The sequence below is a fragment of the Mycobacterium sp. E2479 genome, assembly GCF_001667925.1.
Classification (GTDB): Bacteria; Actinomycetota; Actinomycetes; order Mycobacteriales; family Mycobacteriaceae; genus Mycobacterium.
This window is the reverse complement of record NZ_LZJR01000166.1, coordinates 1-2119: the sequence shown is the minus strand read 5'-3', so window position 1 is coordinate 2119 and position 2119 is coordinate 1. Positions and strand designations below refer to the sequence as shown.

The window sequence follows — 2119 nt, the reverse complement described above, 5'->3', positions numbered from 1 at the left end:
GCACCGTCGGCGGGGCCCGAGATGATCAACGGGGTGCGGGCCTCATCGATCAGGATGGAGTCGACCTCGTCGACGATGGCGTAGTTGTGCCCGCGCTGCACCAGGTCGTCGAGCGAGTGCGCCATGTTGTCGCGCAGGTAGTCGAACCCGAACTCGTTGTTGGTGCCGTAGGTGATGTCTGCGTTGTAGGCGACCCGGCGCTCATCGGGTGTCATCTGCGCGAGGATCACGCCGACGTCCAGGCCAAGGAAGCGGTGCACGCGGCCCATCCACTCGCTGTCACGTTTGGCCAGGTAGTCGTTGACCGTGACGACGTGCACGCCCTTGCCGCCGATGCCGTTGAGGTAGGCCGGCAGCACCGAGGTCAGCGTCTTGCCCTCACCGGTCTTCATCTCGGCGACATTGCCGAAGTGCAGCGCCGCCGCGCCCATCACCTGTACGTCGAAGGGCCGCTGGTCGAGCACCCGCCAGGCCGCCTCCCGGGCCACCGCGAAGGCCTCCGGGAGGAGGTCGTCGAGGCTTTCGCCGTCGGCGTGCCGTTTCTTGAACTCGTCGGTCTTGGCCCGCAACTCGGCGTCGGTGAGCTTCTCGATCTCGTCGGACAAGGTGTTGACGTAGTCAGACACCCGCTTGAGACGCTTGAGCATGCGACCTTCGCCAAGGCGCAGCAACTTCGACAGCACAGCTATGTCCCCTGTTGGTAGGAGTCTTGCATTGAGCGACTCCCATGGTAGGCGACGACGCGCTAACGGCCGCCGCAGCGGCGATCGCTAGCGCGGCGTTGCCGGGCGCGGCGCGGTGGCCGCAGAGCGACCCTGCCCAGGCCAGTCGGATCAGGCCAGTCGGATCAAGCCAGTCGGATCAAACCGTAGTCATACCCGTGCCGCCGGTAGACCACGCAGGGCCGTTCGGTCTGCTTGTCGTGGAACAGGAAGAAGTCGTGTCCGACGAGTTCCATCTCGTAGAGCGCGTCGTCGACCGTCATCGGCGTGGCCGGGTGCTCCTTGGTCCGCACGATCCGTCCGGGCTCATGGTCTTGCTCCGCGCCGTCGTGCTCGGTCGGCGGGGGTTGCGCCGCGCTGGGCGGCGGGGCGGGTGGCGGCACCGCGGTCGCGGCGGCCAGCGACACCGGGGTCTTGTCGCCGTAGTGCACCTTGCGGCGGTCCTTGACGCGGCGCAGCCGGTTCTCCAGCTTGTCGACCGCGGACTCGAACGCGGCGTAGAAGCTGTTGGCGCAGGCTTCCGCCCGCGTCACCGGGCCGCGGCCACGAGCGGTGATTTCCACGCGCTGACAGGATTTGCGCTGACGCCGGTTGGGCGCGTGCTTGAGCTCGACATCGAAAAGATAGATGGAGCGATCGAACCGCTCGAGGCGGGCGAGTTTTTGCGAGACGTACAGACGGTAATGATCGGGGATTTCTACGTTGCGGCCCTTGAACACAACGTCGGCGGTGGTTGTCGGTGGGGCTTGCCCATCGGTGACGGGCGGTTGGTCCAGAATCTGACCGGGATCCACGGATAGCCTTGACATACGTGACAACTCGTTTCTCTTTTTCACGTCACACGCGCCCTGCGTGCCTGGCTGCTTAACGCGCCGACGAGGTGGGAGCGGTTCGAGACTGGCTACCGCCGCAGGCTGCTCGCCGGAGCAAGGTGTCGATTACTCACCCCTTCCCGCGAATGGGTCTCACCTGGGAAATCGCGACCAGTGAGTCAGACCGATGAGTCGTTCTTCGTTGTTCTCGACGTTAGCTCGTGTTCGCCTGCCGATGCCACTAATTTCGTCGAGCTGTTGCGAGTTCTTCACAACCTCTTGGCCGGGTCATGGGTTGCGCCGGCCGCGGCCGATTCAGACCGCGGCGATCGCCAGCACCGCGGCGACTCGAACCCCGGCGGCCTGCAGGATTCGCACCGACTCGCGCGCCGTCGCGCCGGTGGTGACGATGTCGTCGACGACCATGACCTCGGTGCGCGGCGGCGAGCCGCGCAGCACTACCCGGCCGGCGATGTTGCGCTCGCGCGCGGTGGTGCCCAGGCCCACGGAGTCGCGTGTCAGCGCCTTGAGCCGCAAGGCGGGTGCGACGGTGATGTCCGGATGCCGCGCCACCGCGGCGCGCGC

At 66.4% G+C, this 2119-nt stretch carries 1 protein-coding gene and 2 pseudogenes; all 3 read right to left on the bottom strand.

What is annotated here, in order from left to right; all coding sequences use genetic code 11:
• Window positions 1-683 (bottom strand): annotated as a pseudogene (locus tag A5686_RS26050) (preprotein translocase subunit SecA); the annotation flags it as partial.
• A 164-nt stretch (window positions 684-847) separates the two neighbouring features.
• The gene (hpf, locus tag A5686_RS26045; protein WP_067940514.1) at window positions 848-1516 is read right to left on the bottom strand and encodes a ribosome hibernation-promoting factor, HPF/YfiA family; all 669 of its coding nucleotides are present in this window, start codon (window positions 1514-1516) and stop codon (window positions 848-850) included.
• A gap of 333 nt (window positions 1517-1849) precedes the next feature.
• Window positions 1850-2119, bottom strand: a pseudogene (locus A5686_RS26040) (ComF family protein); the annotation flags it as partial.